General features: G+C 49.5%; 24 protein-coding genes. 5 read left to right on the plus strand and 19 right to left on the minus strand.

What is annotated here, in order from left to right; genetic code table 11:
- Positions 1 to 19: 19 nt before the first annotated feature.
- The 3 genes from JRJ22_RS27875 to JRJ22_RS27885 all read left to right on the plus strand — a co-directional run bounded on the left by JRJ22_RS27875 (position 20) and on the right by JRJ22_RS27885 (position 2339).
- Complete coding sequence (locus JRJ22_RS27875) at positions 20 to 703, plus strand: sortase (protein ID WP_206102426.1); 684 nt, start codon at positions 20 to 22, stop codon at positions 701 to 703.
- Between the two features lie 188 nt (positions 704 to 891).
- Complete coding sequence (pepT, locus tag JRJ22_RS27880; RefSeq protein ID WP_206102427.1) at positions 892 to 2127, plus strand: peptidase T; 1236 nt, start codon at positions 892 to 894, stop codon at positions 2125 to 2127.
- 56 nt (positions 2128 to 2183) lie between these two features.
- Positions 2184 to 2339, plus strand: coding sequence for a hypothetical protein (locus JRJ22_RS27885; RefSeq protein ID WP_206102428.1), 156 nt, complete (start codon positions 2184 to 2186; stop codon positions 2337 to 2339).
- A gap of 271 nt (positions 2340 to 2610) precedes the next feature.
- Here the strand turns inward: JRJ22_RS27885 and JRJ22_RS27890 are convergent, their stop codons facing one another.
- The 4 genes from JRJ22_RS27890 to hxlA all read right to left on the minus strand — a co-directional run bounded on the left by JRJ22_RS27890 (position 2611) and on the right by hxlA (position 5624).
- Positions 2611 to 3747, minus strand: coding sequence for an NADH-dependent flavin oxidoreductase (locus JRJ22_RS27890; protein ID WP_206102429.1), 1137 nt, complete (start codon positions 3745 to 3747; stop codon positions 2611 to 2613).
- Between the two features lie 80 nt (positions 3748 to 3827).
- Positions 3828 to 4202: a winged helix-turn-helix transcriptional regulator gene (locus tag JRJ22_RS27895; RefSeq protein ID WP_232380978.1), complete on the minus strand. Its 375-nt coding sequence runs from the start codon at positions 4200 to 4202 to the stop codon at positions 3828 to 3830.
- Positions 4203 to 4429: 227 nt separating this feature from the next.
- A complete protein-coding gene (gene hxlB, locus JRJ22_RS27900; protein ID WP_206102430.1) occupies positions 4430 to 4984 on the minus strand; it encodes a 6-phospho-3-hexuloisomerase in 555 nt (184 codons plus the stop codon).
- Positions 4985 to 4991: 7 nt separating this feature from the next.
- Positions 4992 to 5624: a 3-hexulose-6-phosphate synthase gene (hxlA, locus tag JRJ22_RS27905; RefSeq protein WP_206102431.1), complete on the minus strand. Its 633-nt coding sequence runs from the start codon at positions 5622 to 5624 to the stop codon at positions 4992 to 4994.
- 273 nt (positions 5625 to 5897) lie between these two features.
- Here hxlA and JRJ22_RS27910 point away from each other — a divergent pair, with 273 nt between their 5' ends.
- Complete coding sequence (locus tag JRJ22_RS27910) at positions 5898 to 7286, plus strand: MATE family efflux transporter (RefSeq protein ID WP_206102432.1); 1389 nt, start codon at positions 5898 to 5900, stop codon at positions 7284 to 7286.
- Between the two features lie 102 nt (positions 7287 to 7388).
- Here JRJ22_RS27910 and JRJ22_RS27915 read toward each other — a convergent pair whose 3' ends face one another.
- The 11 genes from JRJ22_RS27915 to JRJ22_RS27965 form a co-directional block, all read right to left on the minus strand.
- Positions 7389 to 8714: an extracellular solute-binding protein gene (locus JRJ22_RS27915; protein ID WP_206102433.1), complete on the minus strand. Its 1326-nt coding sequence runs from the start codon at positions 8712 to 8714 to the stop codon at positions 7389 to 7391.
- A gap of 111 nt (positions 8715 to 8825) precedes the next feature.
- Positions 8826 to 9629 carry a response regulator transcription factor gene (locus JRJ22_RS27920; protein WP_206102434.1) on the minus strand — a complete coding sequence of 268 codons (804 nt, stop codon included), beginning with the start codon at positions 9627 to 9629 and terminating at the stop codon, positions 8826 to 8828.
- On the minus strand, positions 9592 to 11364 hold the full coding sequence (locus JRJ22_RS27925) for a cache domain-containing sensor histidine kinase (RefSeq protein ID WP_408637914.1): 1773 nt from the start codon (positions 11362 to 11364) through the stop codon (positions 9592 to 9594). Before JRJ22_RS27925 ends, JRJ22_RS27920 begins: the two co-directional genes overlap by 38 nt.
- A 1054-nt stretch (positions 11365 to 12418) precedes the next feature.
- Positions 12419 to 12649: a cold-shock protein gene (locus JRJ22_RS27930; protein WP_054942438.1), complete on the minus strand. Its 231-nt coding sequence runs from the start codon at positions 12647 to 12649 to the stop codon at positions 12419 to 12421.
- A gap of 126 nt (positions 12650 to 12775) precedes the next feature.
- The gene (locus tag JRJ22_RS27935) at positions 12776 to 12976 is read right to left on the minus strand and encodes a cold-shock protein (protein ID WP_036722718.1); all 201 of its coding nucleotides are present in this window, start codon (positions 12974 to 12976) and stop codon (positions 12776 to 12778) included.
- A 271-nt stretch (positions 12977 to 13247) separates the two neighbouring features.
- Positions 13248 to 13526: a hypothetical protein gene (locus tag JRJ22_RS27940; RefSeq protein ID WP_206102436.1), complete on the minus strand. Its 279-nt coding sequence runs from the start codon at positions 13524 to 13526 to the stop codon at positions 13248 to 13250.
- Between the two features lie 74 nt (positions 13527 to 13600).
- Positions 13601 to 14704 carry an MBL fold metallo-hydrolase gene (locus JRJ22_RS27945; RefSeq protein WP_206102437.1) on the minus strand — a complete coding sequence of 368 codons (1104 nt, stop codon included), beginning with the start codon at positions 14702 to 14704 and terminating at the stop codon, positions 13601 to 13603.
- Between the two features lie 92 nt (positions 14705 to 14796).
- Entirely contained in the window at positions 14797 to 15510 is a 714-nt protein-coding gene (locus JRJ22_RS27950; RefSeq protein WP_206102438.1) for an HAD family hydrolase, read from the minus strand.
- A gap of 424 nt (positions 15511 to 15934) precedes the next feature.
- Complete coding sequence (locus JRJ22_RS27955; RefSeq protein WP_206102439.1) at positions 15935 to 16609, minus strand: thioredoxin domain-containing protein; 675 nt, start codon at positions 16607 to 16609, stop codon at positions 15935 to 15937.
- Between the two features lie 62 nt (positions 16610 to 16671).
- Positions 16672 to 17502: a copper amine oxidase N-terminal domain-containing protein gene (locus tag JRJ22_RS27960; RefSeq protein WP_206102440.1), complete on the minus strand. Its 831-nt coding sequence runs from the start codon at positions 17500 to 17502 to the stop codon at positions 16672 to 16674.
- A 95-nt stretch (positions 17503 to 17597) separates the two neighbouring features.
- The gene (locus JRJ22_RS27965; RefSeq protein WP_206102441.1) at positions 17598 to 18746 is read right to left on the minus strand and encodes a hypothetical protein; all 1149 of its coding nucleotides are present in this window, start codon (positions 18744 to 18746) and stop codon (positions 17598 to 17600) included.
- A 310-nt stretch (positions 18747 to 19056) separates the two neighbouring features.
- Here JRJ22_RS27965 and JRJ22_RS27970 point away from each other — a divergent pair, with 310 nt between their 5' ends.
- Positions 19057 to 20094, plus strand: a complete 1038-nt coding sequence (locus JRJ22_RS27970) for a copper amine oxidase N-terminal domain-containing protein (RefSeq protein ID WP_206102442.1) — start codon at positions 19057 to 19059, stop codon at positions 20092 to 20094.
- A gap of 55 nt (positions 20095 to 20149) precedes the next feature.
- Here JRJ22_RS27970 and JRJ22_RS27975 read toward each other — a convergent pair whose 3' ends face one another.
- The 4 genes from JRJ22_RS27975 to JRJ22_RS27990 all read right to left on the minus strand — a co-directional run bounded on the left by JRJ22_RS27975 (position 20150) and on the right by JRJ22_RS27990 (position 25574).
- Positions 20150 to 21721, minus strand: a complete 1572-nt coding sequence (locus JRJ22_RS27975; protein ID WP_206102443.1) for a diguanylate cyclase — start codon at positions 21719 to 21721, stop codon at positions 20150 to 20152.
- 446 nt (positions 21722 to 22167) lie between these two features.
- Positions 22168 to 22416 (minus strand): type B 50S ribosomal protein L31, encoded by a 249-nt coding sequence (locus tag JRJ22_RS27980; RefSeq protein ID WP_206102444.1) that lies wholly within the window; start codon positions 22414 to 22416, stop codon positions 22168 to 22170.
- A 217-nt stretch (positions 22417 to 22633) separates the two neighbouring features.
- Positions 22634 to 23488: a diguanylate cyclase domain-containing protein gene (locus tag JRJ22_RS27985; RefSeq protein WP_206102445.1), complete on the minus strand. Its 855-nt coding sequence runs from the start codon at positions 23486 to 23488 to the stop codon at positions 22634 to 22636.
- Positions 23478 to 25574: a cellulose biosynthesis cyclic di-GMP-binding regulatory protein BcsB gene (locus JRJ22_RS27990; RefSeq protein WP_206102446.1), complete on the minus strand. Its 2097-nt coding sequence runs from the start codon at positions 25572 to 25574 to the stop codon at positions 23478 to 23480. Before JRJ22_RS27990 ends, JRJ22_RS27985 begins: the two co-directional genes overlap by 11 nt.
- Positions 25575 to 25601 lie beyond the last annotated feature (27 nt).

The following is a 25601-nucleotide window of genomic DNA, read 5'->3' on the forward strand; positions in this document are numbered from 1 at the left end:
GAAGGTTGGAGGAGAGAGTATGAGGATACGTTCCGGGGTAGCTTTTGCCGTGAAGCTGATCTTCCTGCTCTCTCTCTGCGTGCTGGTGTATTCTGCCGTGCAAATCTTCAAAGCGCCCGTGGAAGCCCGTCATGCCTTAGAGGATTGGGCGAAAAAGAGGGAGGAAGCTCCCCGCCTTATCGTCCCGGAAGACGAAACTCCGCTTCCTGCCGGTATGGTCAGCCTTTCTGATAAACCGGACGATTCCAGCGCCAGCACCAGCCAACCCGGCACCACCTACACGGAGGGCGAGGTCATCGGAGAGATTTATTTTCCCTCGCTGAACAAAAGAGTGGCCATCCTTGAAGGAACACAGCGTCCGCAGCTGAAGAGAGGGGCCGGGCACTACACGGGAAGCGCAGTAGTAGGCACAAGCGGTAACAGCGTGCTGGCCGGTCATCGTGATACGGTGTTTCGCGGACTCGGCAGCCTCAAAGAACATGATCTTATCGAGATAGAGACGGTGGACGGCAAGTTCGTGTATGAGGTTACAGGCAGTACGATTGTAGATGGCGAAGAGCGGGGGGCGATTAAAGAGAGCGATACCCCCATCCTTACCCTAATCACCTGCTATCCGTTCAGCTATGTCGGCTCAGCGCCGGAACGCTATTTGCTCTCCGCCTCACTGATCCGCCGGGAGCCGCTGCCTCAGGAATCGAATTAATATTTTTCTTAAACCGTTGACTTGCAAAAGATGAGTCCCCTCACAGAACATGCTAATATAGAACTGCGGCACATAGAAGCGGCTGTACCGGCCATCAGCCGGACGGCCTGTTTCTGCGGGAAGGTTCTGGCTTACGGATAGAGAATTCTATACTTAGATGTTGTTAGATGAAGAGGAGATGACTTGAATTGAAGGATGAACTGATTAAGCGGTTCGTTTCATATGCGGAAATAGATACCCAGTCTAATGAAGAGAGCGATACCTGTCCCTCCACTCCCGGTCAGATGGAGCTGGCCCGCAAGCTGGTGTCTGAACTTCAGGAGCTGGGTCTTACGGAAGTGACGGTGGACGAGCATGCCTATGTTATGGCTACCCTGCCTGCCAATAGTGACAAGGATGTCCCAACCATCGGCTTCCTGGCCCACCTCGATACGGCGACCGATTTCACCGGAGCGAACGTGAAGCCGCAAATCGTTGAGAACTATGACGGCGGGGATATTGTGCTGAACAAGGAGCTGAATATCGTCCTGTCGACGGACAGCTTCCCCGAGCTGCCTGAATACAAAGGTCATACGCTGATTACAACAGATGGCACCACACTTCTGGGTGCAGACAACAAAGCCGGAATCGCCGAGATCATGACTGCCATGGCCTATCTGCTGGCCCACCCTGAAATCAAACACGGCAAAATCAGAGTCGCCTTTACTCCGGATGAGGAAATTGGACGCGGACCGCATAAGTTCGATGTTGCCGCCTTCGGCGCCTCTTATGCCTACACTGTAGACGGCGGGCCGCTCGGTGAGCTGGAATACGAGAGCTTCAATGCCGCTGCCGCCAAAATCAGCTTCAAGGGCGTCAACGTTCACCCTGGAACCGCAAAAGGCAAAATGGTGCATTCCTCGAAAATCGCCATGGCCTTTCATCTCAGACTGCCTGCGGGTGAAGCACCTGAATTTACGGACGGCTATGAGGGCTTCTACCATCTGATCTCCATGCAGGGCTCGGCGGAGCACAGCAAGCTGTCATATTTTATCCGTGACTTTGACCGTGCGAACTTCGAGAAACGCAAAGCGAATATCGCCGCTATCGTCGATGAATTCAAATCCACCTACGGCGATGACAATGTGGTGCTGGAAATGAATGACCAGTATTATAATATGCGCGAAAAAATCGAGCCGGTCCGCCATATCGTCGACATCGCCCACGAAGCGATGGTGAACCTCGGCATCTCGCCGGTAATCCGCCCGATCCGCGGCGGTACAGATGGTTCACAGCTGTCCTATATGGGGCTGCCGACGCCGAACATTTTTACCGGGGGAGAAAACTTCCACGGCAAGTTTGAATATGCCTCCGTCGATGTGATGCTGAAGGCCGTCAACGTGATTATCGAAATTGCCAGACTATTTGAGCAAAAAAGTAACTAATGGGATGAACAGAGAAGCCCCCGGTCAAAAGCAGCTGCTTTAACCGGGGGCATTTTGTGCTGGAAAATATCTATACCACTTACTGTGCAACTGCCTGCGAATATAAAAATCAGGCTTTTGCAGTCTGCAACGGACTGAGGAGATCTTATTTCCGTCTGGAGCAGCATTCCGGAAAGCTAACGGACCCGAATGCGCTTATTGACGGCGATTGACCCGAATTTCGGACTACTGGAATGGCAATAAGTGCGCTGGAGTCCGTTAGTCTCGTGAAATGTCCCTCAAATAGAAAATAAGGTCTTTCCAGTCCGCTAGCCACCGAATGCTACAAGCATCACCCTTGCCGCCCCAGCTATTCTTCTTCAACCGTGCAGCATGCATCAGCTGATTAGCAGAGAATACTGCGCTAACGACTAACGCGGGGCGCAGCGCAACTACTGTGATCAAGCCGGTGGCTTGCTAAAGGATGTTCTGCAAAGGCCTGACTTAAGCCTTAACCGGCACCCAGCCCGGTGTATTTGTGATCGCGCCCCAGAGCGGGTCAGGGATCACAAGCTCACCTTGCGCTGCAGGGTCCAGTTCCGTCTTAATTTCACTGGCGCGGCCTCCCGCTACCTTCTGCACCCAGTCCGGTTCGATCAGCAGCGGGCGGCCCAGAGCCACCAGGTCAATACCGGTGTCCAGACTCTTTAGCGCATCTTCCGCCGAGTACAGTGAACCGACGCCGATGACCGGTACGGCACCGCCGGCACGGTCCACAATCTGCTCAATTCTCGGCCGGCTGTCTTCCGTGCCGCGGCGCGGCAGCGACCACAGCTCCATGAGCGAGGCATGCAGGTAATCCAGCCCTTCCTCTTTGAGCGCATCAATCAGCGCAAAGGTCTCAGCCATTGTAATTCCCGGTGTTTCCGGTTCCTCCGGGGAGAAACGGTAGCCGACCAGAAATGGCGTGGACGCATATTCACTCACGACCCGCTTCACTTCGCGCAGAACGGCGAGCGGGAAGGTCAGGCGCTTCTCCAGGCTTCCGCCCCAGCGGTCTTCGCGGAGATTGGAATGCGGGGAGAAGAACTGCTGAACCAGATAACTGTTTGCTCCATGGATTTCCACACCATCGAAGCCAGCGATAATTGCACGGCGGGTTGCCGCCCCGAAATCGGCGATAATGACTTGAATTTCTTCATCGGTCAGCGTACGCGGCACCGGCCCTTGCCCGCCGCCCGGCAGCTCCGCTGGAACACTGCTTGCACTGACAGTCTGGCCATCCGGCAGCAGGTCCGGCGGGCACTGGCGTCCGCCGTGGAAAATCTGCAGCACAGCCTTGGCTCCCTCGCCCTTAATAGCATCCGCCAGCTCGCGCAGGCTTAGAATCAGCTCATCACTGTCGGCACCAAATTCACCGGGGAAGCCTTTCCCGCTCCGGCTCACATACACACAGGCAGTGATGACCATGCCGACACCTTTGGAGCGGCGGATATAATAATCGATTTCCGGCTTGGAAACCGTGCCATCCTCATTGGAAGAGAAGTTGGTCATCGGGGCCATAACCACCCGGTTTTTCAGTGTAATTCCATTTTTGAAGCCGTAGGCGTCCAGCAGCGGACTGTAATTGGCTTGCGTCATGTCTTATTCCCTCCATTATTATAATCTATATAAGTATCACGGCAGGCGGCGATCAGCGGTGAACACATCACAGAATACCGCTATCCCTCCGCCTTAGCCGTATCCTTCCAGATCACTTTGTTTCCGTAATTTTTGCCCCAGTCATACATCATACGCAGGACAGGCAGTAGGCTCTGCCCGTATTCTGTCAAAGAATATTCTACTCTCGGAGGGACCTCGGCATACACCTTTCTCAGCACAAGCTGGTCTTCCTCCAGCTCACGAAGCTGATTGGTCAGCATTTTTTGCGTAATATGGGGAATCAGCTTCTTCAGCTCACTGAAACGTTTGGTTCCTTCAAGGCCGAGATGCCACAGAATAATCAGCTTCCATTTCCCGCCGATGACGGCGAGTGTAAGCTCCTTCTCACAATTGATTTCCTGCAAATTAATACGGTCTTTAATATCCGTTGCCAAGAGATGCGTCCTCCTTTCATTCTTTACCATCATACTACAAAACACCCGGGGGCCGCACATCCCCGGCCGTAGCGCCGGAGCGACAGGCGGCAAACCGGCTGATAGTCCTCACGCCGTCCGCACCTTCTGCGGGGAGCAATACAACGTGTAGAATTGGCCTGCACTTGAGCCATTCGCCTTATAATGAAACAGCCTGCCCGGAAATCCGGACAGGCTGTTTTGTTATATTATTCGAGATTAGCATGCTTGCCGAACATCTGGCTGGTTGTCTGGCCGGTCCATTCCATCAGCCGCAGAATGACCGCATCATAGAACAGCAGCAGTGTCTGTTCGAACAGGGACGCCATGGGCTGGATGGTGGCCCGCTCCCCGCTGGCCTCCTTGGCAACACCCGGCAGCTTCACCGTGTAATCGGCCAGACTGCCGAGAGTAGACTCCGGCGCTATCGTTACCAGGACAACCGCAGCGCCGAGCGCCTGGGCTTTCTCTGCCATGGCGATCAGGCTTTTCGTTTCCCCGGAGCCGGAGCCGAGGACCAGTACATCTCCGGCCTCAATACCCGGGGTCACGGTTTCACCGACCACGTAAGCCGCCCGGCCGGCATGCATCAGCCGCATGGCAAACGCCCGGCCCATCAGCCCGGAGCGGCCTGCGCCAGCCACAAAAATCTTACCGGAACGCTGCAGCAGCCCGGCGAACGCCTCTGCCCCGCCAGCATCCAGCTGCCCAGCCGAACGCTCCAGCTCCTTCACGATCTCCTGCGCGTAGCTCACTGTATCCATAGGAGCATTAGGCCTGGCTGACGAGACGCTTCATCTCGGCTGCCGCTGACCTTTGATCGCTTTCACCGGTAATACCCCCGCCGACGATGACAAGATCAGGACCGGCTGCAATGACTTCCGGCAGTGTGCTCAGCTTGATGCCGCCGGCAATTGCCGTCTTCGCCTGTTTGACAACGCCCTTGATCGCCTGCAAATCAGCAAAAGAATTTTTGCCCTCAGCCTGATGGTCATAACCGGAGTGAACGCAGACATAATCTACACCAAGTGCGTCTACCTCTGCGGCCCGGCCGGCAATATCCTTCACGTTGATCAGGTCGACCAGAATCTCACGTCCGCTTTTTTTCGCTTCCTCAACTGCGCCTTTAATAGTGGAGTCATCAGACACGCCAAGTACAGTCACGATGTCTGCTCCCGCTTCAGCCGCCTTCATGACCTCATAGCCGCCGGCATCCATGATTTTCAGATCCGCAAGCACAGTCAGTGCAGGAAAAGCGTCCTTAATCGCTCTAACTGCATGCAATCCCTCATTAATGACAATCGGTGTGCCGATTTCCACCACATCAATAAATTCTGCGACCTCCGAGACGATTTCCTTGGCTCCGGCGATATCGACAAGATCAAGCGCTAACTGCAATTTCATATATAAATGCTCCTTTTCAATATATTTTTGTAAGTGCTGCACTAAGTGTAAGTTCATGCATCCCAAAAAGGAAGTAGGCACTTTCCCGTATTGTAGTTACCCGGAGGATACTATTGGACTCTATATGGCTCCGAAGAGTGGCAGCTCTGAAAGAAAAACGTATAAATTTTTCACTATTTTCGTAAAAATACTGCAATTTCATAAAAGCTGTGCTAACATACACTGGATTCGAAATAAGCTTAATGACCAGCAATCATTCAAAGAGGTGCATAGATGAAAGAAACGAAAGCGCAAGAGTTCAATCTGATGAAGCTGACCTGGCCGATATTCCTGGAATTATTCCTCTTCATGCTGATGGGCAGCGTGGATACGTTCATGATCAGCTCGGTATCAGACGATGCCGTTTCCGGTGTCGGGGCAGCGAATCAGATTATTGCTATGGCTATACTTGTCCTCAGTGTAATCGGCAATGGTGCGGCTATCGTCGTCTCCCAGTATCTCGGCTCCAGAAAGCCCCAGGAAGCGGCCAATGTAACTGGTAATGCCATCACGCTGAATCTGGCGGTAGGACTTGTCCTCAGCACAATACTGCTGCTGTTCGGCGGCAATCTGCTTGCTGCCCTGAATGTAACCGGTGATATCCTCGTGCATGCCAAAGTGTATATGAATATCGTCGGAGGCGGGATCTTCCTGCAGGCACTGCTTAATGCCCTGGCAACTACCATCCGTACACACGGCTTCACCAAGCAGACGATGATGGTCTCCCTGCTAATGAATGTGATCCATGTGGTCGGCAACTACCTCCTGATCTTCGGACATTTCGGCTTGCCTGCACTCGGTGTGCAAGGAGCTGCAATCTCTACAGTAACAAGCCGGCTGATCTGCCTGGTGCTATTCTTCCTGCTGCTCTACCGGATTATGGACGTAAAGGTCAAATGGGCCTATTACACCCGCCTGTCCAAAAAGTATGTGCTGCAAATTCTCAAAATCGGCATTCCGTCCGCTTTTGAATCGATTACCTACCAGTCCTGCCAGCTTGTATTTACTCTGTACATTACTTACCTTGGTGCTGAAGCCATGGCTACTCGCCAATATGCCCTTAATATCTCCAGTTATATTTTCCTGTTCAGCGTGGCGGTGTCGATGGGAACTTCCATTATTGTCGGCCATCTTGTCGGTGCCAAACGGCCGCAGGAAGCCTACTCGCGGGTATTTACGAGTGTGAAATGGGCACTGCTCGTCACCATAATTATGGATGCTGTTGTCATTCTGTTCCGCGTCCCCCTGTTCGGACTGTTTACCGATAATGAGTCGATTATTATGATGGGTGCGCAGGTGATTCTGCTCAGCTTCTTCCTGGAGACGGGCCGCACCTGCAATCTTGTGATCATCAACTCCCTGCGGGCCTCGGGCGATGCCAAGTTCCCGGTATACATGGGCCTGATCTCGATGGTGTGCATGAGCCTGCCGCTCGGTTATGTGCTGGTGTTCCAGCTTCACCTTGGCCTCGCCGGCGTATGGATCGCCACTGCCTTTGACGAATGGGTGAGGGCTGTTATTATGTATTTCCGCTGGAAGAGCAGAGCCTGGGAGAAGCACGGTCTGATCCAGCACGACACCGAGGCGCAGCCGGTGAATTCTTCTACTGCCGCAGCGCATTAAATTTGTACACCAAAACCAAAAAGCGGCCCGCCAAGGTCTATAGACCTGGCGGACCGCTTTTTTACTCTATAACAATGTCTATAAGCACCGGGCTGTCCACCTTCAAATGCCCTTCTCAGCAGCTTCCTTATGCTTAGTAGCGAATTCTTCGGGGGTCACCGCTTTGGCGAACAGTGCCTGGATCATGTCCAGATGGACCTGGGCGGCACCCGGCTTCATCTGCACATCGGCGAACAAAGTAATGCTGCTGGCATTATTCAGTTCATTGAGCAGATCCACGTAGAGCTGGGGCAGATTGCTGTTCGCCGTATCCACCTTAGTTGCCGGTATCACGCCGGCAGTAGTCACGGAATCCTCGCCCCACTTCGATACGAAGTATTCCACGAATGCCTTGGCCTCTTCCTTCACCTTGGACGCTTCGGAAATGAACAGCCCGACACCGGGACCGCCAACCCAGCTGTTAATATTACCTTTGCCGCCAGCGACAGTCGGGAATTTGAAGAAGCCGACCTTGTCCTTGAACTCCTGCGGAATATCCGGGTTGGTCGTGAAATTCGGCAGCTCCCAGGTTCCCGTCAGGTACAGGGCCGCCTTTTCGTTTACAAATTCGGACTTGCCTTCATCGTTGGACAAGCCGTTAAAGCCTTTGTTGAAGGCGTCCATATCAACCAGCGTCTGCACTTCGGCAGCCGCCTGGATCAGACCCGGATCTTCGAAGGAGCCTGTCCCATTGGTGGCCTTCTTAAGCGTATCGCTGCCGGCAATCCGGTCAGCCAGATACATGTACCACAGGGATCCTGTCCAGCGGTCCTTGTTCCCGAGCGCAATCGGGGCTATGCCGTTATCGGCCAGTGTTTGTATAACCTGCTTCAATTGTTCATAGGTGGCCGGAACCTTTAAATTATATTTTGCAAAAATATCCTTGTTGTAGTAGATCGGTGAGATGTTCAGCTCGATGGGCAATGCATAGGTTTTGCCGCCCACCATGTAAGCTTCCGTCGTACCGGCAACAAATTTATCCTTCAGCCGGTCACCGCTCAGAATATCATCCAGCGGGGCGAACAATCCGCCTTTGACATAAGGCTCCATGAAGCCCGCCGCCCAAGTAATTCCTACATCCGGAAGCTCGTTGGAAGCAGAGAGCACCTTGAGCTTATTCTTATACTGTTCATTCTCGAGCACCTCCTGTTTAACGGTAATGTTCGGATGCTCGTTCTCGTATTCATCTATAATCTGCTCTACCAGCTTATTCTGCTGTGCCGAGCTGGCCGCCGGCCATAAGTGCATCATAGTGAGCGTGACATTTGGTTCAGGAGCGCCATTGACTGTATCCTTACTTCCGTTATTGCTCTTACCGCCGCAGCCAGCAAGCACGAGCGCAAGCAGGAGACACCAAATCAGGCCTATAGTCAACTTGTCCCTTGGCATTGCTATAACCTCCATTGTTTTCGGCTGCGCCAACTGTAACCGTTATCAAGTAAATTCTAGCATTCTGCTTGGAGGCTTATAAGACCAAATATATTGGCAAAACTTCCACTTTTATTGGATTTCCGTCTGATTGTCCTCTATGTGCTGGTTCCGGTAACGGCTCGGACTGATGCCCTCCAGGGACTTAAACACCTTGATAAAATACTTGTCCGTCTTATAGCCTACACGTTCACCGATCTCGCCGATGGACAGCCGTGACTGCAGCAGCATCTCTTTAGCCCGCTGAATCCTCAGGCGTGACAGATATTCACTGAAGGGCACCCCGGCCTGTTCCTTGAACAGGACACTGAAGTAGCTGGCATTCAGGTGAATGCGCGCGGCAACCTCAGCCATCGTCAGCTGCTCCTGCAGATGCTGCTCCACATAAGTGATCGCCTCCCTTACCGGCTCCCCCATTCCGCTTCCGTCCGGATCAATCTGGAACAGCTTCGGATCGACGAGCTTCTCCAGCTTCTCGCGCCGCTGCACCTCTTCCTCCTGCTTCAGCGCAGCCTCCACCACCTGAAGCAGCTCTGCCTTATCCAGAGGCTTCAGCAGATAGTTAAAAGCCCCAAGCCGCATGGCCTGCTGCACATAATCAAACTCGGCATACCCTGAAATCACGATAACGACCGGCTGGCGGGGGCGCTCCTTCAGTGAGCGGATTAGATCAATTCCGCTGACCTCCGGCATCCGCACATCTGTGATCAGCAGATGCACCTGCTCGTGCAGCAGCCGCTCACGGGCCTCAACTCCGTTATCGGCCGTTTCCACCACGTATCTGCCACCGGCCCATACCTCCAGTGTCTGCTTAATGCCCTGCCGCGTCCGCGGCTCATCATCCACGATCAGAATTTTTTTGCTGCCCAGGCTCATACATATCTCCCCCATGATTCGGTATTTCAAAAGTAATAACCGTCCCTGCAGACGGCTCACTGCCGATAACCAGCCCTTCATGCTCTGCATCTTTCCCGCCATAATAAAGCTTAAGCCGCCGCTGGACATTTACAAGACCTACCCCTGTCCCCTTGGAGGAAATAGACGGGCCGCCCTCCAGTGCACTGCGAAGTGCACTTAACCTCTCTGCATCCATCCCGGGCCCATTGTCGGACACTGTAACCCGGGTCCATCCTGACCGCCCGGAAGGCGTAATCACGATACTGACAGTACCGCTGCCGACGCGGCTCTCCACCCCATGCAGAATGGCATTTTCGACAATCGGCTGAATCAGCAGCTTCGGTACCGGTACAGCAGCTTCCGGCTGTTCCAGTTCAATCGTCCAGGTCAGCCGCTCGCCCATACGCATCTCCATAATCTGCAGATACCGCCGCACCTGCTCCAGCTCTTCCCCGAGCGTAACCCATTCATCCATATTCGGACTTCCGATAATATAGCGGAACAACCGCGACATGACAACTACCAGCCCTGCCAGCTCTTCTTCCCCCTTCTCCTCCAGCGACCAATTGAACGCCTCCAGGGTATTGAACAAAAAATGGGGATTGATCTGCGCCTGCAGTGCCTTCAGCTCCGTACGGCTTTGCAGCATTTCTTTTTCATAGACTACCCGGATCAGATCATTCATATTTGCAATCATTCCGTTGTACGTGTTGTTCAGCTCCCGGAGCTCCATCGTGGAGACCGGCTCCGGATTAGGGGTCAGCACCCCAAGCCTCGTCTTGCGCATCGCCCGGATCAGATGAATTATCGGTCTGGTAATCATCGTAGAGAGCAGGAACGAGAGTGACAGAAACAACAGCGTTCCAATTCCGCCGGAGAACAGCAGCACTGTCCGGAGTACGGAGATGCCTTTAGTAACATAGCTGACAGGTGTAAGCACCAATAGCGTCCAGTTTGCCTTGTCCGAACGCTGCTTGACCTGCACATACTCCTTGCCCCGGAAGCTCACGGTCTGATCGTCAGTCCAAAGGAGCGGCAGGAGATTGGGCTCCGGCTTTTCACTGCTGCCAAGCAGATGCCCCTCATCACTGACCAGCAGAATCGATTCTCCGCTGTCACTGCCGGATAGCGGATCATTCAGCTGAAAGTAGCTGCGCTGGATTTTGGCCATCAGGTAGCCGCCCCGCGAGAACCAGCGGTCCATCAGACTGACCTGACGGATCGCCAGCAGACTCTGGTCATCATTCGGATCGACGCCGATCCAGACCAGCCGTCCTTTCTGAGTGTTGGCTTCAGCGATATAACGATTGTCGATCCGGGTGCTGAGAGTGCCGTCTTTAATCGGGAACAGCAGCCGGTAATCGGCAGTATACAGCTCCAGCGAGCCGACACTCGGCATGTAGGCCTGATAGCTGGATACGATCTGCAGCAGCGATTGGCGCTGGTTGAAGGACACCTCTTGACCGTTAAGCTCTTCCAGCAGCAGCTGCTGGACCGTCGGGTGATTGGCCACCTGCTCCATCAGGCTGTCTATCTGGCCGATCAGCGCATCCAGCCTGCCGTTAGCCTGAACTGCAGTCTGCTGGATGTGCCGTTCAGCATTATCTTTAAGCAGCGAAGAAACTCTGTCATACACGAACGCACCTGAAACTGCGATAATAACCAGCATGACACCTAGAAATCCTAGGAATATTTGATTACGCAGTGTATTCATTTCTCTAAATCTGCTGAACACATAGCCTCCCCCTCACTGACAGCGTTTCCAACTCTATTCTTAATTTTACTTCACCGGAGTCTATTTTTCTAACCCTTTCAGGTCTTCATTTCACGGATCTGAGGAACCCTCTTAGAAAATCTCTTCCATCCCTTTGTTTGTATCTTTTTTCTTAAAATTAAAAAAAATATAAAAAAGGAATAAAATGGTTGTATAATGTTTAAAAAATAATATAATTAAGTCCTGGGTAAGAGTACAACAAATATGATTATCATTAAGCTTAGTGAAGATAGATGGACTTTGTCAGAGCCGGGTAAGAAATAGAAAAAGTAGTGAACCTCATCTTCATGTCCATACTACAAGACATGACAACAAGAATGATTATTTCAACCAGACTTCGGTGCCAATTACTTTCGATGGTAGTTATTTAAAGAGAAATGATGTACTGCTCGATCAAACCCTTATTTTTCGTTGAACCATGAATTCTGCTTCGAAAGGTGGTTGGAGAAGTTGTTTCTCAAGCTCTCCTATTTCTGGAGTACAGTGTTGCGTGTTGTAGCTTTTGCGGCAGGCATAGCTAACCCTTATTTCAATACCCCATTGAAAATCGTCGTGTTTATTCTGGTTTGTATTACGGGTATATTGGACTCAAATTCAGAGGAGCATCGGCCAAAATGGCTTAATTCCCCTGTCGCTTTTATTTTAGGTCTGCTTATTAGCTATATCATATATCCTTTTCTGAAATAAACTATGCAGTTAGTTGGACAATCGACTTAATCACGAAAATTATAAAATGCGGAAAGAGTAAAGCGATTGTAATTTAACGCAGGAAAACAGAACTTACCTCGATCCACCTGGGCACCTCTATGGTAAGTTCTTGAAATACAGGGGTTCTTCCTTCTTTCTTGATTCTACTTCACCGGAGTCTATTTTCTAACCTTTCAGGTTTTTCAATTCAGAGATTCAGGACTATGTTCTGCCACAGTGAAATTGTCAACCGCCATAGCAAAAAGCCCGTTCCTCAGAGGGAACCGGCGGGTCTGCTTCAAGCTGCTTATCGGATCGAAATCCCTTTTTTCATTTCCTTCATCTCATGATTCGTGTTCACGAGCATGGGCAGGATCTTCATGCTTCGGGTCATCGGCGAATTGCACTGCCAGCAGGTAGGTACGTATTGAAACGCGAAATTGTCACGCATCCATCCGGTGCAGCCCTCTTTGGTGCAGGACCAAATGGCAGTATCCTCCTGTGGAAGATCCTCCAGTGCTTTTTTACGAAAATACATAAGTACCCCTCCCTCTAGTTCAAATCTGACGATTGGTATAACCTCTACAGGAACTTAGGACAGGCGGCGCTCTCTACATAAAAAAAGCTGCCCTCAACTGATGTTAAGGGCAGCTTAGTTTTCATACTACAGTTTTACAACGTTTTCGGCTTGTGGTCCACGAGCGCCTTGAGTTACGTTGAACTCAACGCGTTGGCCTTCGTCCAAAGACTTGAAGCCTTCGCCAGTGATTGCGGAGAAGTGTACGAATACGTCGCTTCCACCTTCAACCTCGATAAAACCGAAACCTTTGTCTGCATTGAACCATTTAACTGTACCTGTTTGCATTTGTATTACCTCCAATAGATTATTTAACACATGTCCTTTTATTCCTACGTATTGTACGAACAAATAAAAATTCACACATTGGAAAAGGATTCATACGCACAAATGATAACCTTTTACAATATGTGAATTAAGGGTTAAATTTATGATTAATTTCATTGTAGCACACTAAATGACCGAAAGCAAAGAATTTAAGAAATTAATTTCAGGGAACCCAGATAGACTGGAGCGGTTTATGCTCCCTTATAGATCATAAACCGCTTCGCAGCAGGCCTTAATCAATATATCCGGCCAGGCCCTTATCCATCAGATAATCCATTTCCGCATCGAGAATGGTTTCCACTGTCAGCTCGTCCAGCTTCACATCACGCTGGCCTGTCACATAATCAACCAGATCATCATTATCAATATCAACTTCGCCTTTGCTGTCCGCTTTGGCATTGTTGATGAAGGTCTGCTCATGCTTCAGGACCCGCTTAATCAGCTCGGGATCCACCTTAGTCTTTGCAGCCAATACGGCCAGCAGCTCCTGCTCGTTTACTTTATCGCTCATAATTGTTATTCACTCCTCTCCCGTTATTGCACAACTATTGTAGCATAGGTCCGGCCTGTACCACTCTTCCTACATCATCTCCACCACGGAGACGATGGATACGTCTCGGCACCCACATGGACCGGCTCGCCGATTCTCGGTGTAGCCAGCCGCAAGCCATGCTCTTTCGCCGCACGCAGCACCCGCTCCACTGGATCAGTCCAGTCATGCATGGCTAATGTAAAGGCTCCCCAATGAATCGGGATCATCAGCTTGCCCTGCAGATCAATCTGGGCCTGGACCGTCTGTTCCGGCATCATATGAATATCTGACCAGCGCAGGTCATACTGCCCGCATTCCATCAGCGTCAGATCAAACGGGCCGTATTTCTGCCCGATTTCTGCAAAATGCGGCCCATAGCCGCTATCCCCGCTGAAGAAGATCTTGGCATTCGCTCCCTGGATGATCCAGGAGCACCACAGCGTGGTGTTACGGTCCAGCAGGCTGCGTCCCGAGAAATGCCGCGCGGGTGCGCTTGTGAGCGTCAATCCGGCTAAGGTGATTTCATCCCACCAGTCAAACTCACGGATACGTTCCCCGCTGATGCCCCACCGCTTCAAGTGGGCACCGACACCAAGCGGCACGATGAACATGGAGGCTTTTTGCTGCAGCTGTCTGATCGTTCCATAATCGAGATGGTCATAATGATCATGAGAGAGCAGCACGGCATCAATAGGCGGAAGATCGGCCAGCTCTATCGGCAGCTGCCTGCTGTAGCGCTTGCCTCCTATGGCTGGAAAGGGGGAAGGCGTACGCCCTAGCATCGGATCCAGAAACAGGGTGACTCCTTCGATCTCCAGCAATACTGCCGAATGTCCGAACCAGGTCGCCTTAGTTTCCCTGTTCTGCTGAATAGAACCGGTAAGCAGCGGCTGGGGCAGCAGCGGTGTTTTAGGCCTGGAGTTCGGATTGCCTTTGACAAAATCCTTCAGGATCGAAAGGCCGCCTCCCCGGGGGTTCTCTATTCCGGCCACCGGAAAGGGATAAACGAATTTGCCCTGCTGGTATTGGGGCGAGCGGCTAATCGCCGCCCGCTCTGCCTTGGAGGCCCGTGCGCCAAATGCGGGGTATAAGGTCATTACGAAATAAACAGCGGCAATCAGCGCCAGGATCACCGCCGCAATAAGAATAAAGGTCATACAGTCGTCCTTCTCTCCTGCCAAATTAAGATCATGGACATATTATAAGGCGCTGTACAGGGCCGGGCAAACTTTCTGCCTGTCCCCTACGACTAAAGGTTCCAGCCGGGGATTTGCCGCAAGTCCCCATCCCAGATCTGCACCGTGCTGTTAACCGGAACACCCCGGGGTGACGAGGCTGTCTGAATATAGCAGGAAGCAATCCCGACTGCATTTGCACCGGCGATGTCTGTGCGCGGATCATTGCCGATCATGATCGCCGAGTCCAGATTTGCGCCGTAAGTTTCCGTCAAATAGCGGTAGAATAACGGATCGGGCTTGCTCACACCGGCCTCTGAAGAAATGGCGATCCCGTCAAATAAATGCAGGATGCCCAGCATGGTCAGCTCTGCCTCAATGAAGGTCTTCTGGCCGTTGGAGAGCAGGAAGACCTTTTTGCCGCCGCTTCTTAACCGGCCGAGAATCTCAGCCACACCGTCATACAGGGAAATATGAATCATGGATAAGGTCCGCAGCCACCTAACTGTTTCATGGAGCCAGGCCTGTCCGGGTTCACCGCCCAGATCACGGGCCACTTCCCGGAACACCTCTTCCATTACGAAATCAGGAAACTGGCAGTGGCGGGCAGCAGCCTCCAGCTGCCGGTCCCGTTCGGCGAGGAACCGCCTCTGCAGCTCTTCCCCTGTAATATTCAGACCATGATAACTGAAATGCAGCGACAGACGTTCCCAGACCTCAGCCTGCTCTTCATCCGTCTCAATATCGATCAGCGTACCGTACAAATCGAAGATATACGTATCATACATTCATTTTCCCTCCCCATTCTTGACGAATCCTTTGTAAATATTTTCATACTACTATAGTTATTTCAGTATATTCAATGGCTGTGACTACAGAAAATGTTTTAAGACACCAGTCACTGTTGTCTAAAAACCCCTTGAATTCATAACAGTGTTAGCGATGGAACTTCATAACTTCAAGTTCAAACTAAATAAAGCGATTGCCAAAGGGACAATGCTAGTAATCAACCAATACTCAACTATTCTGAACCATAGAACACAAGAAAAAGGCCGCTTCGCTTTGGATGCTTGTAGTCTTACAAACACTTGAAACGAGTGGCCTCTTATAACATATTATTCCGATATCAAGCGTTGCCGATAATAATTAATCCAAAGCCCTATATATTTAATCTTTTTTAGCATGTTCATCCAAAGTGCGTTGGAAATAACTTTACTCCAACAGACTTAAGATTTTGTTTTCTAATTCTGATGAGTCAACCCGTGTACCATTTACGATAAAAGAAGGGGTTCCATAGATCCCGTTTGCAGCCGAAATTTTAAAGTCCTTTTTCACGTTTAATAAATAGTTATGATCCTTTAGGTCTTTTTTAAACAGATCAAAATCAATGGCATCGATATTATTCCTCGCAAACTTCAAGATAAACTTTTCAGTTGCCCATATAGTTTTTTCTTTACCTTGAGATTGATATAACTTGGTTTTAAAATCCCAAAATGCTTCAGGATTCTGATTATAAACGGTCTCAGCTGCTACAGCCGCCTCTATGGAGTCCGGTCCAAGGAAAGGAAAATTGATAAAATAAAATTGCACCTTACCTGAATCAATGAATTTCTGTTTAAACTTAGGGAAGCTCGAAAGTTCCCATTGTTTACAAGCAGGACATTTAAAATCAGCAAATTCAATCACTTTTATTGGAGCATTTGTATCTCCGATATAGGGTTGAGTTGAAAGCTGAAAATCGCCAACAGTTATATTTATTTTACCCGAAGCATCCATTAATGCTGGTAATTTCTCCAGTTCGCTTTCTTTATCATTGATTAGAATCAAAAGTATAGAACAAATGGTTAGAAAAAACAAAACTCCTAGTATTGCCACTTTCTTCTTCACCTGACACCCCACTCAGTAATTTTTATAATAAGGAACATGAGCTGCAGACTTAAGAATATTAATTATTGATATTTAAAATAACGTATAAACACATATTGAGGCGTATCGACTTGCAATTTTTTTTGATCTAACCTTCCAACAGGCAGGAAATAGGAATATGTTTTATTAGGTTCAAGATTTTCAATTAACCGAATACCAGAACGATCGCTATTTGTTATCCCATTTATCCCTTCTTCAATAAAACTATCAGGAGAAATATAGACTAGTAGGTGATCTTGGATTTCCCTATTAGTGTACGTATTTTTTGAAATATTTTTAAATGTGATTTTCAGCTGTTCTTCGCCTTCGTTTGTACCGTATCCAATTTCAATCGGTACAATTTGCGGATCAAAAGAGGCTACTTTATGCTCCTCATTATTCATCCGTTCTAATGGCCCTTTTTGAAAAAATTGTTCCCCGTCCATCGACAGTACTTTGCTATTAGCATCCCATATCAAGGAAACCCCCAAGCCTTCAGCAATCCATTTAGCGGGTACCAAAACAGTACCATTTTTATTTATCATGGATGTATCAGAATTTATCTTTTTATTATTAATAGTTGCTCCTTTTTCATTAAGAGCAGCACTTAATTTGAAGTTTTCAGCTTCAATCTGAACAACTTTTGTCTTTTGGTCCCAAGTGATCCTTCCATTTATTGCATCAGAAATAACCCTTAATGGAATCAGCGTTCTGTAGTTGGCATCAACGTAAGGCATTTCTCCCTTGGAGTAAATTAGATACGCATCATTTAGTTTTAATAAGAGTCCATTCTTGCCCAATGAATTTGCTGATACAGATGATGCCGATAACATTATGGTTAGTAAAGCCAGCGTAAAGCAGAGCATTTTTTTCATAAGTTAACCTCCCCATATTATATATCTACTATCATGACTATAATGCGTATAAAAATGTTGCACCCAAATTCTCGGGTGCAACATTTTTTAATAAATTACAAAGTGCCGGTCTTCACTCTTATTACCTCTTGAGCCCAAGAGGTCCACTCTACCAAAATATTTGATGTCTTGTATCCGCAGCCAGACGAGGTTGTAGAAGCATTCATTAGTTGTTCACTACCAGAAACAGTCCCGACCTTTACGTTATTCCATTGGACATTATTCATATAGCTTCCTGTGGTTAAATCTTCATGTTTGTACAATTGAGCAATTGAAGTGATTCGCTTTACCTGCATTAATGATCCAGATGTTGTGAATCCCTTAGTTGCACTAACATTCCATACCATTGTCGCGGTTAGTGCACTACCATCTTTCGCGGTACCACTTACAGACAATGCGGCTTGATTATTGGCTGGAATATAGAATTTCATAAAAGCATTTGTCCCCATTTTAAAATTTGCTGGGCTTCCAGATATTACACTCCCCATATCTAACGATGTCATTGCCCACGTTTCCTCCGTTGCATACATCGGATCAACACCATCACCATAATTGAACTGTAAACCTGCATCAACCTGGTGCACAACCGATCCAACCGTATTTAGAGCACCAACATATATATAAGCCGTATCTCCTGTAGTAGTTTGCTTACCATCTACGGTTATACTTTTAGGGCTCATAACCATTTCTGTACCTTTTGCAGGAAGGTACAGATCCGCAGTGATACGTGATTTGCCAGTGGTTGAGACTACTTTGCGGAATGGACCAGAATCTGCACTGTTACATGGTGTTGTTGGGTTCGCAAAAGAAGCAACAGAGAACGTTGCGTCTAGCCCAATCTTCTCACACTCCAACGCAGAAACACTTTGAGCATTTTCTTTATAATTAACATCGTGTTTTAAATTACCATCGGAACCAATTATATCCTTGTATTTGGCCTTATATTCATTAAGCTTCTCTGTTCGATTCGCAGTAAAGTAACCGGTATTCTCATCGATATAAAATACATTCTCTCTATCTTCTTTATCCAGGTTCTGCATGACTTCTCTTAGTATTTTCTGATCCTTCTGTGGAAGCTTAGGATCAATGTAACCAAAATCAACCTTATTGGAGATATCGTTGCTACTGCTTTCTGCACTAACTACATTTAACGGAATAGCTAAGACTAATACAAATAATAAGTAAAGTAAACCTTTTTTCAACATGAATTTGGCTCCTTTAAATTTGTTTGTTTATATGAATGCTGGCCAGCAATGCATAGCATCATAGAATTGTACTTGACGTATAGTAGATTAAAATTATATTTTTATTCATTTAAGTATTTATTTGGAAAAGTTCTTGCCGGGTTTATTTTATATGAATAATTTTTCTAAAGTGATGACATTCGTCACATTAAATTGGAATAAATTACTTTATTTGGTTTACTAAATAAAAGAGATATTGCAACAAAATCCAGCTCCCCGGCGTTTAGTAAACGACACACACCTGACAAACTCACTAAAGGAGCTTACACACATGAGACCATCCCTGAAAACAAGCGCAGTCCTCCTAACCTTATCCCTGGCCCTTTCTACCGGAGCCGTTTCCGCCGCTCCTATGGTCACTTCATTGAATGCGGGCACAGCGCCGCAGGCAGCCAGCAGTTCTGCCGCTAAGACATTCACTATTGAGCTGAACGGCTCGGCCATTTCCGGGAACGGCTTCCAGCCTTCCGGTGCCAACGAGCCTCTGATTCCGCTACGCATCGTCGCAGAGGCCCTGGGCTTCACTGTCACCTGGAATACAGCTACCAAAGCCGTTGATTTGAACAAAGGAAATATCTTTACAACGGTTAAGAGCGGTGAGAACCGTTATGCCGTCAACAAAATGAACACTACACTCAGCACAGCCCCGCTGACGAAGGAGAACAAGCTGTATGTGCCGGCTTCTTTTGTAAGTAAGGTGCTGCGCCAGACCATTTCCGTGGAGGGACAGCAAATCGTGATTGCCCCGGCCGTAGAACATATGAAGGAGAGCGGCGTCATCACCGCCATCAACACTGACGGGAAATATCCATCCGTGCAGATTAAAGGTACTGGCACATCCGGCATCGTACTCAATGTAGGCGAAGATACCCTCTTCCAGATGGCTGACGGTACCAATCTGACACTGGCTGACCTGCAAATCGGTATGACCGTTGAAGCAGAACATGCCATGTTCTCAACTAGAAGCCTTCCGCCGCAGACACCAGTTTATCAGATAACGGTGCAGGACACTGAGAAACCAGCCATGCTGCTCGGTACGGAAGGGACTATTGAGAGTGTAACCACCTCCGAAGACGGCACCCGCATGATCCGCATTAAGGGTACCGGCCTTAGCGAAACGTCACAAAGCGAGATTGTACTCCGCTTATCCGCCGATACTGCGCTGGTTAAGGAAACCGGAGAGGCAGTGGACGCCGCAGCCATCGTACAGGGTGCGAAGGTGATCGGCTTCTATGGCCCGATGCTGACCAAGAGCCTGCCGGCAATCGGAACAGCCTGGAAAGTGGTTGTTGTAACCACGCAGTCCTAAGAATAAAAAACGAACCTCTTTCCACACAGTAGGGATGTGGAAAAAGGTTCGTTTTTCATTTGCGGGCCTGCATCAGAACCGGCCGCCGTCCCAGCGTAACCCTGTTTTTGCCGGCGGTCTTGGATATATACAGGGCCTCGTCGGCCTCACGGTAAAAATCCTCAAAGGTTGCATCACAGCGCTCCGTGAACGCAATGCCGATGCTGACCGTAAGCCTGATATGAAGTCCGCCGTCCAGCCTGACGATATGTTTCTGCACCTCGGCACGAAAGGTCTCCGCTTCCCTGAGCGCGGCCTCTTCGCTGTCTGCAAAGAAGCATACAGCGAACTCCTCGCCTCCAATCCTGCCGGCGATTCCGTTATTCCCGTATAGCTTAAGTACCTTTTTGGAGAAATCGACCAGTGCCTGGTCTCCGGCCATATGACCGTATGTATCATTTATTAACTTGAAATCATCAATGTCAAACAGCAGCAGCGCCTTTCCTGACCCGTCCTGCATGGCATAGTTCTGCACCAGACGCATGAAGTGCCTCCGGTTATAGAGGCCGGTGAGATCATCTACAGTCGCCTGGTACAGCAGCTCGCGCTCATACCGCTTTTTCTCACTGAGATCACGGATCACGATGAGCATGCCTACAGCCTGCCCGTAATTGTTCTCGGTGGCGATCAGAGACAGCCCGTAACAGACGTCGGCCGTGCCGGGAACCTCAATTTCGAACTGCCCTTCAATCTGCTGGTAGTAATACACCGCCACTTCCCCGTACTGCTCCAGCAGCATGAAGATATTTTTACCCACCCATGAACTGACCTGCCGCTCTGCCAAGGCCGAGAGCATAAGCTCCCCCGCTTCGTTCACATCAATAATATTGTTGTAGCGGTCTGTCAGCACGATGCCATCCTTCATTTTCTCGACAATTTGCTTCTTCGCCCGGGGGTATAAGGAGAGCTCGGGATCCCTGAACAAAGAGAAATAGGCTATGATTACAGGCGGCAAATAGGTAAATGCGGTAAATCCGACAATGGTAATTTTGAGCAGCGGAAGTAAAAAGATAGAGGCGACTGGAATGAAGAGGCTGGCCAGCAGCAGCACATTCCATTTGAAATAATATTTCGATGAGCTCTGCAGGGAAACCGCAAGCAGAAAAACAGCGTACACACCAAAAAGCTGGTCATAGGCAATCAAGGCCATGTTCAGCACGGTCGGGTGCACTACGATTCCGCTCACGCCCACCACTGTATTCATGCCCACGCTGCTACGCATCAGATGATGGTAAGAGTCTGTAAAGATCAGCAGTATATCCAAAACTACCGGAATGCTAATCACTGCAAGCCGCCTGTTCAGCCCCGCCGAAGAACGCGATATGTAATCTTTGATAACAGCATAAGTAAATATGGTGCTGAGCAGCAGCGGGACCTGCTGAATGTTTCTAAACCACAGCTTGGCCTGAAAGGAAGCAGAGAGGATCTCTCCGGCCGTAGCCGCAAATATTACGCTGACCAGCAGCATTAAGATCCATAAATAGCGTCTTCCTGGTGTGTTATGATGCTTATAAGAGTTGACGCCCATGTAGAGACTTAGAACACTGCCCATAATTAAATAATAGGGATAACCCTGCATCCACGGCATGTCATATTTCTCCTATTTTTGTGATAGCTCTGCCTTATTATATCCTACTATTTTGCACAATTGAACCATTCAGAACAAATGTGTCCTATTTTGGAAGCAGAAATTGTCTATCCTATGCCAGATACACACGAAGACCCTACAGGCAGCCTGTAGAGTCTTCAAAAAGGTGAGAAGTGTTTATTTAGTTATGCCAGTTTCCAATTGCTAGGGGGCTTTTCCTGAAAACAACCGTCGCCACCCTCGGTTCCTTTTCCATTTCAGATAGTACATGGGTGAATCAACTACCTTTCGGAATACACATTACATGCCGTTCCATCCGTTAATTGATAATTTCCACTTCCCACCTGCTTATTATTACCCGCAAAATGCACCGCTAAAACAAAAAAAGAACACTGCGCCGTCATCACATGACTGCGCAAGTATCCCTTTTCTGCTGCCCGGATCCCTTATTTCTTCTGGGCCAACCGTTGTTTGAACTTGTCCACACGGCCGCCAGTTTCTGCATCTCTCTGTTTGCCTGTGTAGAAAGGGTGCGATGCGGAGCTTGCGTCCACACGGATCACCGGATACGAGTTACCGTCTTCCCATTCCATAGTTTCGCCGGATGACTTCGTGGATGAGCTCAAGAACTTGAAGCCCACGCTGGCATCCAGGAAAATGACCTGGTTCACTCTCGGATGTATTCCTTCTTTCATCGTGATAACCTCCTTCCCGAAAACATTGTCTATATTGATATGAAGCCATCTCTAGGTCTATTGATAACCAAGCTTTAGACGAAGGGAAATGCGTAAACCTTACGATTTTCCACACTTCTTCATCATACGCGCTCTCCTCCCGGGAGTCAACCTAAGCCCGATTTCAGGGAATTCGTATATTCTTTACCAATTAATCCATTCCTATTCACAGCAACAGCTACACATCATACTCCAGCTGCTTTTTAGCTTGAACAATGAAATCCAGCGGATTCTCGATTGTCTCGGCCTCATACTGCACAGCCCCAATCTTAAGCCCCAGATTTACCTTATATTTGCCGGTGAATTCATTATCATTCAATTCCTGGAGCTTGAATTTAATCCGTTCGATCACGATTTTGGCTCCCTCTCGGTCCGTGAAGAGCAGCAGCCCCCAGGTAGCGTCTTCCTTATCCAGCAAGTATAACGCATCATTGGTGCGGATGCTGGACTGGCTGAGCTGGGAGACGTCATAGATGGCCTCCGACAGCTGATCCTCTGGAATCAGCCGGCGGATCTCGCTCCAATATTTCACCTTGACGACAAGCAGCGTGAGCGGAATCCCGTAACGGGTAGAAATCCCCGTAAACAGGCTGGCATCCTTCTGAAAAGCAACACTGTTCCGCAGGTCGGTGTTCTCATCAACGGTAGCAAGAGTGGCCGTCGTCTTCTTCAGCCGTTCATTCTCGGCCTCCAGCTCCCGGGAGCTGGAGGTGAAGATCCACAGCACCACCGTAATCAGCGGAACCATGATCAGCCAGAAATACGTGCTGATGCCGATCGTCTCTCCCCGCGACACGGTCTGATACACGATGAAGAATCCATACCCGAAGATAAAGGCGAGGTTAAGCACCAGGCCGGCAGTCACCGTGGTGAAATAGGTTACAAGCGCCAGAATAAACGCGATATTCAGAATGATAATATTCTGGATATAATCATTCCCCGAACCGGCGATAAACACAATACAGATGAACACCAGCACAAGAAAGCCAAGGAACCCCAGATCGGAGACCAGACTGCTGCGGTTACGTCTCATGTTTATCACCACGTTTCTTCATATGTTTGCGGAGCAGCAGAAGCAGCGCTACAATAACCAGGGCAACCACAAGCACCACGGCAATGACAAAACCAAGCACATCGCTGCGTTCCACGATTTGCGATATTGCGGAGTCAGACTTTGCCCCCGTAACCGTCTTGAACCGGTACGCGCTGACGTTTCCGTCCTTGTCCGCCACCACACCGTCACCATAGACCTTCCACTTGTCCTTTTCGCTGGCGATCAGCTTGGAAGCCAGGTAATAATCCCCCGAGTTCACCGCTGTTACCGCCATAAGCCCGCGGCCGCTTTCGTAGGGGGAATCCACCAGCTGCAAAGTTCCAATCGCTGCACCGTACTGCTCTTCAAGGCTCATTTTCTCATTGGAAACCAGCGTTGCTCCGTCCTTGCTGTACCTGAAATACAGCTTGTCATTGCTATCCCGGATGACCTTATTGTTCTTATAGGAACCAATGGCCAGAATATTGTTGTTCTTCAGGTTGTCCGCACTGACCTCATCCGTGTAATAATGAATGTCTCCGGTATTCCCGCTCGTATATTGACCCAGCAGATTAAAGACATTTGCCAGACTCTGATACGTATAGTCATCCATCTCCTGCGGCAGAACTACGGCAACATGGTTGTAGATTCCGTCACGCAGGAACGGATACGGGTAATTGTTAAACAGCAGGTCCGTACGGTCTTTAGTATTCAGATGCAGCAGTGACTCCTTGCCGATATACGCCCAGGGCATCTGCTCCGTATTCGGCGTGCAGACTGCACTCTGCATTTCCAGATCAAAGGCTACCTTCACCGAAAAGTTCCCGGAAATCCCCAGGTTCTGCGGCACCGTCAAGGTCAGCGTGTCGCCATTCGCCAGCTCTTTCGTCAGCTTTTTGCTGCCGATCGGCGTATCATTGATGCTTACCGTAACAAGTGAGCGGGCAAAATCCAGATTCTCCGCATAGCGGAAATCGAGACTGATTTTCCCGGAATCGGCAATCGAGCGGTTGGACGGCAAAGAGACAAAATACGTCTGCTCCCGGTGGTTCGGCCCGGATAACTTATCTCCGGTCTCCGTGAGCGTCACATCCGAACTGATGACAGAAGCCGGCTCGTTCACCTCTGTAGCATCATCGATCACCTTCAAATCCCTATTCATCTGACTCATCAGCCCGGTGCTCGCAGCCATTCTTCCAGCCTTGATCAGCAGACTCTCGTCCTTCGAGGTTACTACCAGCGTAGGCCGGGTATCCTTGTTCACCAGCTGGATCAGCGCATGTGTGGTCAGATCCTCTGTCCCGCTGAGCAGCTGCTTCAGTTCACCCGGCACATGGTCGTACATGGCGACCAGCACCACCGCATTCTTGTCTTGCACGGAATCCTCCCGGTAAGGCAGCATTCCGATCGTCTTATCCGTCAGGGTATTCCCTTTAGCGAATCCCGACAGGGCATAAGTGGCCGACTCCAGCTCAGCACTGCTGGCATTCACCGGCACCGTCATAAGACTCTTATTGCTCTTTACGGTATCTATTCCGGAGAACCGTTCGCTGAAATCACGGATGCCCCCGGTCAGTGCTTTGGAAGTATAGGTCACAGCAATGCCGGAAGTATTGAAAAAGTGCAGCCAGTTATCGGACGAGTTGTCCACATAACATACCTGATTATCGTCCCCGGCCGTCTTGAGATCCCCCTGCAGGGTGAGTGTGTTGCTGTCTTCCTTCAGAAAACCTTTAGGCGCAGGAATACTCAACATCTGCTCCCCGTTATTGTCCGGAGAAGGACGGAACGAGTAGAAGGGAGTGCCGTTCAGCGACAGGGTTACACTGGACTGCTGGTCCTTCGTAATTTGCGAAATTTGGAAGTGCAGATTGATCGTCACACTGTCCACATTCCAGTAATCCATCACCGAAAAATACTGCTGCTGCGCCTCTCCGCCCGAGAGCGAAGTATCGCTGCCTGTAAAGGAGGTCTCATACGTCAGTTTGCCAGCTCCGGGAAGTGCAGCGGCGGCAGCGGCTGCCGGAAGCTGAATCAGGACAAGGGAGAGGCAGAGCGCCCATATCATCATCTGTTTTTTTATCATCTTCTGTATCTCCTGTATGTCTTATTT

This window comes from Paenibacillus tianjinensis (genome assembly GCF_017086365.1).
In the GTDB taxonomy this organism is placed as follows: domain Bacteria; phylum Bacillota; class Bacilli; order Paenibacillales; family Paenibacillaceae; genus Paenibacillus_AQ; species Paenibacillus_AQ tianjinensis.